A 5,974-nucleotide genomic window follows, 5' to 3' on the forward strand; every position below is an offset into this window, starting at 1 on the left:
CTATCCATAATTTCTGGAACTAAATTTCTTGACTCCTCAGTAGACATTTCGAAATTCGGAACTAAAGCATAAAATTTTAAATTTTCAGATACTTTCACCTTTGTAACTATACTTCCAAAAGCAATAGTATGCCCTCCAAAAATTGCTGCAGCAACATTATCAGGATGTCCCTCTATATCTGTTGCAAACTCTAAAATTTTATATTTATCAAGTTTATTCCCATTATATTGATTTGCTGCCATCAGACCTGCAACTATACACGTAGCCGATGAACCAAGCCCACGACTACATGGAATATTGGATACAACATTTATTTCAACTTCAGGACAAGCTATCCCCAGTTTTTCAAAATAATATTTAAATGATTTCAGAATTAAATTATTTTCTTTGGTCTTTCCCAATTTAAATTCAAATTCATTGTAAATATTAAAAGCTATTCCAAAGCTATCGAATCCTGGTCCTATATTAGCAGAAGTGGCAGGAACTCTTACTAACACATTATCCTCTCCCTCACAAATTTTTTAATATCAACTTTATCAATCACTATTTCTTCATGAAAATCAGTATTTACTTTTTCTAAAAACTCAACGTCATTTGAAAGTTTAGCAACTTCTTCTATTGCTTTTTCTTCGTCATCTGCACCTAAGCCTATTGCCTTTGAAATCTCCGTTGCAAATTTTACAGGAGATGCTGTAGAGACAATCAATATCTTTTTATCTTTGCCACCTAAATATTTCTCTGCAGCTTTTACTGCAACCGCTGTATGAGTGTCTATTAAATATTCAGATTTTTTATATATATCGTCTATAACTTTTAATGTTTCTTGCTCTCCACATGAAAAACCAAACATTTCTAAATCATTTTTATACTCAAATTTACCTGTTTCATTTAAACTCTTCATCAAACTATAAATTTCATTTGAATTACCCGATTTCAATGAAAGATAACGCTCTAAATTGCTTGAAACTAAGATATCCATAGACGGCGAATTTGTCTTATAAAACTCTCTATTAGTATCATAAACTCCAGTGTTTATAAAATCTTCAAGTATATTGTTCTTATTTGAAGCACATATAAACTCTTCTATTGGAAGCCCCATAAGTTTTGAAAAATATGCCGCCAAAATATTCCCAAAATTCCCAGTAGGAACTGCTACAGATATTCTCTCTCCATTATCTATAATTCCTTTGTTAACTAATTTATAGTAAGAGTAAAAATAATAAGCTATTTGAGGCACCAATCTTCCAATGTTAATTGAGTTTGCAGAAGTTAATATATGCCCTGCTTCTCTAAGTTCTTTTTTAAACTCTAAATCATTAAAAATTCTCTTTAGTGCAGACTGTGCATCATCAAAATTTCCATTAATAGCGACAGCCGTTGCATTTTTAGATCCCGAATTAATCATCTGTGCCCTTTGAATCAAGCTTATGCCATCTGTCGGATAAAATACAATTATATTTGTATTTTCCACTCCTGAGAAACCACTTATTGCCGCAGAGCCGGTATCTCCAGAAGTTGCAGTCAGTATCAACGTCTTTTCTTCAACATTGTCTTCTTCTTTTGCTATTTTAATCAATCTTGGAAGTAGAGAAAGTGCAAAATCTTTAAATGCTCTTGTCTCTCCATGAAATAATTCCATAAAATATAGGTTATCTACATTCTTTATCGGAATTATATCTTCTGGGAATTTATAATAAGCTTTTTCTATTTCTATTTTTAATTTTTCTCTATCTAAATCATCAAATATAGCTGATATAACCTTATACGCAAATTCTTTATAATCTAATCTCTCTATCTCTTCATTTGTAAAATTTACTTCTCTTATTTCTTCAGGAATGAAAAGTCCTCCATCATCAGCTAACCCTTTTAATAGAGCTTCTGAAGTTGAATTGACAAAACTATTTCCTCTTGTACTGTAATATTTCATTTTTAGCCTCTTATTTGTCCATCTCCAAGTAAAATATACTTATAAGTTGTAAGCTCTTTTAGTCCAACTGGACCACGTGCGTGTATTCTTTGAGTTGAAATTCCCATTTCAGCTCCAAGTCCAAATTCAGACCCATCTGTAAAGCGAGTGCTTGCATTTATATACACACAAGCTGAATCTACCTCATCTATAAATTTAGTAGCATTTTTTAAATTTTCAGTAACTATAGCTTCTGAATGATGAGTAGAATATTCATAGATATGCTCTATTGCTTCATCAATTCCAGATACAATTTTCATAGAAAATTCATAGTCTAAATATTCTTTTCCATAATCTTCATCAGTAACTTCAATCACATTTCTTATTTTCTCAGCGCTTTTTTCGCAACCATGAACTTTTAAACCATGTTTATCTACAATATCTTGTAGTCCATTATAAAATTCATCTGATATTTGTTCACTAACAAGTAAAGATTCAAGAGCATTGCACACTCCTATTCTCTGAGTCTTTCCGTTTTCAAAAATTCTAAGTGCTTTTTCTATATCTGCTGAGTCATCTACATATAGATGGCAATTTCCAACTCCAGTCTCTAAAATAGGTACTTTTGAATTTTCAACTACAGAGCTTATCAATCTTTGACTTCCCCTTGGAATTAAAAGGTCTACATATCCTCTTAGTTTCATAAGTTCAATTGAAGATTCTCTCTCCGTGTTTTCAATTAAATTGACCATATTCTCATCAAATCCAGCCTCTCTTATACCTTCTCTTATTGAATCAACAATTGCCTTATTTGAATTAATAGCTTCTTTCCCACCTCTTAAAATTATGGCATTTGAAGATTTAATTGCCAATATTGCAGCATCTAAAGTAACATTTGGCCTCGATTCATATATAACTGCCAACACTCCTATAGGAACTCTCTTCTTTCCAACTTGAATCCCATTAGGTAGTTTATCAACTTGATCCATATTTCCAACTGGGTCATTAAGTTTTATAATTACATCAATAGAATCTATCATAGCTTTTATTCTCTCTTCTGTTAAGAATAATCTATCTAATAATCCCTCGCTCATTCCACTATCTTTACCATTTTTTATATCAATGGAATTTGCTTTTAATACTTTTTCAGAATTTTTTAATAGGCTATTTTTAATTGAATTTAAAATAGTATTTTTTTCCAAGGTAGATAGTTTTCCAAGTTTTCTGCCAGCTTTTTTTGTATCTCTTGCAATTTCTATTAATTTATCTCTTAAAGATTGTTCCAATTTCATCTCCCCTAACTATCTTTCTGATATTTTTTAAATCATCAGAGTTAGCTATTACAACATCTATTCCCTTTTCCATACACATTGTACAAGCTTTTATTTTTGTTGCCATACCACCCGTTCCAACACTTGAGTCTGAATCTTTGGCCATAGATTTTAAATTTTCATCTATTATATTCACTTCTTTAATTAATTCTACATCGCTATTTTTATTTGGGTCATCTGTATATAATCCATCTATATCTGATAATAAAATCAATAAATCAGCATCTATAAGTCTAGCCACTACAGCTGATAAAGTGTCATTATCGCCAAACATAATTTCAAAAGTTGAAATAGTATCATTTTCATTTACAATTGGAACTACATCCATCTTCATCAACTGATCAAATGTATTACGTGCATTTTCACTCATTTTCTCATCTGTTTCTATCACCTTTGTAAGTAATACTTGACCTACTTTATATCCATATTCACCAAAAGATCTGTTATATGTATTCATAAGCGCAACTTGTCCAACTGCTGAAGTAGCTTGCTTACCTATGGTATCTCTTGGTCTTTTCCCCATTCCAAGTTGTTTCGCTCCACAAGCAATTGCACCTGACGAAACTAACACAACATTTATTCCTTTATCTTGTATATTTGAAATCTCCTTAGCTAACTCTTCTATTCTTTCAATATTAACTGCTCCGTTTTTATGAGTTATTGAAGATGATCCTATTTTTATTACTATTTTTTCCAATTTATTACTAAAATGTCTCATTCTTCCCTCCGAATAATATTACTGTTTAATATACTACACTGACTTTTCTAATTCAATAATATAATGATTAATATATTTAATATTTCTAGAGTTGTCAAACATATGTGACAACTTTAGAATTCAAAAATAATTCATTTATTATTTTATTTGCAATTTACATGTATTGTATGTTAAAATAAATGAGTTATAAAACCCGACGGTATGGTCGAGGAATGAGAAACCTGAGGAGGTGCGATTATGTCAAAGAGATGTGAAATATGCGGAAAGACTAAATCATTTGGTAATACTATTTCTTTTTCTCATAAAAGAGGTAACAGAACTTGGTCTCCTAATATAAGAAGAGTTAGAGCACTTGTTAATGGTCAACCTAAGAAAATCAATGTTTGTACAAGATGTCTTAGATCTGGAAAAGTTGAAAGAGCCATTTAAATTTTCAGGACTGTTCTAGCAGTCCTTTCTATCTTCATTTATTTAAGTACTTAAGTACTAAGCCCAGATAGCTCAGTCGGTAGAGCAGAGGACTGAAAATCCTCGTGTCGCTGGTTCGATTCCGGCTCTGGGCACCAGAGATCTTGTTTAGGTCTTATATTTAATTAGTTTAAAACCCAATTCTTTTTGAAGATTGGGTTTATTTTTATATACTATAAAATTTTTATTCCATATTTTTTAAAATACTTGTAAGTTTCTCTTTACTAAAGTTGTACTTGCTATTACAAAAATGACACATTACTTCAGCTTTTCCATCTTCTTCTATTATGGCTTCTAATTCATCTTTTCCCAACGAAATTAAAGAATCTTCTACTTTTTCAAGAGAACAATCACAATTAAATCCTATTTCTTTTTCATCCAAGATTTTTATTTCAAAACCACTCATTACAGCTTCAACTATTTGTTCAGGAGTCATCCCTCTATCTAACATAGAGGTTATTGATTTTAGCTTATAAATATTCTCTTCAATTTTTGATATACACTCATCATTAGCTCCAGGCATCAATTGTAGAATAAATCCTCCAGCAGCTTTTACTGAATAGTCCACATCTACAAGCACACCTAAAGATACAACAGATGGCACTTGATCTGACCTATAAAAGTAGTTTGCCAAATCCTCGGCTATTTCACCACTTATTAGCTCAACTTTCCCAATGTAAGGTTCTTTAAGTCCTTGATCAGCAACAACTGTAAGAGTTCCTTTCCCCACAATTTTACCAACGTCTAATTTCCCATCAGATTCTCTTATATCTGCATCAGCCATAGGATTGTTGACATATCCCTTTACAATTCCATTCATCTTTGCAGTTGCTATTATCTGACCTATATCTCCATCACCTTTTATATTTATAGTAAGTGTATCTGCTTCATTTTTTAAATTTTCAGACATCAATGCTGCTGCCGTTAAAGTCCTCCCCAATGCAGCAGTTGCCGTTTTCGAAGTATTGTGTATCTCTCTTGCCTTTTCAACCATATTTTTAGAGCTACAAGCAAAAATTTTAACTTGTGCGTCTTTATCAATTGCTCTTACTAAATAATCCATTTTACCTCCCAGCAACAAAAGTCAATCTACTGCATTTAGCTAAATCAACTCTATTACTATAATCATCAAAAGTTTTTACATTATACCCTATTTCTTTTAATTTATCTATAATATAATCTGTCTCATATGCTTTTTGAAAGTGCTCTTCATAAAATCTATCATATAAATATCCTACTTCTTTAAAAAAGTTTACAGAATAAGTGTTTAAACATTCTTTTTCATCATAAAAATTTTCCCAGATATAAAATACTCCATCACTTTCATCAACATACGTCTCTTTCATTGTTTCAAATTTATATATTGAATTCATATCAAAAATAAATAGACCACCATCATTTAAATGCTCGTAAACCCATTTAAATAATTTTTCTAATTCTTCTTCTTTCAAAATATAATTTATTGAATCACAACTTGATACAACTAAGTCATATTTTACATTGAACATTAAATTTTGCATATCTTGTTTATAAAAATTAACACTCTTATTT

Annotated in this window: 7 protein-coding genes and 1 tRNA gene; 2 read left to right on the forward strand and 6 right to left on the reverse strand. The window is 30.9% G+C overall.

All coding sequences use genetic code 11. The features are described 5' to 3' along the window. The 4 genes from SOR77_RS04565 to proB form a co-directional block, all read right to left on the reverse strand. Window positions 1–497, reverse strand: a 497-nt coding sequence (locus SOR77_RS04565; RefSeq protein ID WP_320635999.1) for a homoserine kinase, incomplete at its 3' end; no start/stop codon positions are given. Then, complete coding sequence (gene thrC / locus SOR77_RS04570) at window positions 491–1,927, reverse strand: threonine synthase (protein ID WP_320636000.1); 1,437 nt, start codon at window positions 1,925–1,927, stop codon at window positions 491–493. The genes SOR77_RS04565 and thrC, both read right to left, overlap by 7 nt. 2 nt (window positions 1,928–1,929) lie before the next feature. Continuing rightward, window positions 1,930–3,192, reverse strand: coding sequence for a glutamate-5-semialdehyde dehydrogenase (locus SOR77_RS04575; protein WP_320636001.1), 1,263 nt, complete (start codon window positions 3,190–3,192; stop codon window positions 1,930–1,932). After that, on the reverse strand, window positions 3,170–3,955 hold the full coding sequence (proB, locus tag SOR77_RS04580; RefSeq protein WP_320636002.1) for a glutamate 5-kinase: 786 nt from the start codon (window positions 3,953–3,955) through the stop codon (window positions 3,170–3,172). Before proB ends, SOR77_RS04575 begins: the two co-directional genes overlap by 23 nt. 237 nt (window positions 3,956–4,192) lie before the next feature. Here proB and rpmB point away from each other — a divergent pair, with 237 nt between their 5' ends. Continuing rightward, the gene (gene rpmB, locus SOR77_RS04585; protein WP_004821237.1) at window positions 4,193–4,384 is read left to right on the forward strand and encodes a 50S ribosomal protein L28; all 192 of its coding nucleotides are present in this window, start codon (window positions 4,193–4,195) and stop codon (window positions 4,382–4,384) included. 61 nt (window positions 4,385–4,445) lie between these two features. Further along, window positions 4,446–4,521: transfer RNA gene (locus tag SOR77_RS04590), tRNA-Phe, on the forward strand. An 86-nt stretch (window positions 4,522–4,607) separates the two neighbouring features. Here SOR77_RS04590 and hslO read toward each other — a convergent pair. Together hslO and SOR77_RS04600 are read right to left on the reverse strand one after the other, a co-directional pair. Continuing rightward, window positions 4,608–5,486, reverse strand: a complete 879-nt coding sequence (gene hslO / locus SOR77_RS04595) for an Hsp33 family molecular chaperone HslO (protein WP_320636003.1) — start codon at window positions 5,484–5,486, stop codon at window positions 4,608–4,610. A gap of 1 nt (window position 5,487) precedes the next feature. Further along, a partial coding sequence (locus tag SOR77_RS04600; protein WP_320636004.1) for a class I SAM-dependent methyltransferase occupies window positions 5,488–5,974 on the reverse strand: 487 nt, incomplete at its 5' end.

The sequence above is a fragment of the Peptoniphilus sp. genome (genome assembly GCF_034090345.1).
Lineage (GTDB): Bacteria > Bacillota > Clostridia > Tissierellales > Peptoniphilaceae > Peptoniphilus.

What these genes read in the sequence shown, in the direction of transcription:
- thrC (WP_320636000.1), bottom strand. Translation starts at nt 1,927, where the DNA reads ATGAAATATTACAGTACAAGAGGAAATAGTTTTGTCAATTCAACTTCA.
- proB (WP_320636002.1), bottom strand. Translation starts at nt 3,955, where the DNA reads ATGAGACATTTTAGTAATAAATTGGAAAAAATAGTAATAAAAATAGGA.
- rpmB (WP_004821237.1), top strand. Translation starts at nt 4,193, where the DNA reads ATGTCAAAGAGATGTGAAATATGCGGAAAGACTAAATCATTTGGTAAT.
- hslO (WP_320636003.1), bottom strand. Translation starts at nt 5,486, where the DNA reads ATGGATTATTTAGTAAGAGCAATTGATAAAGACGCACAAGTTAAAATT.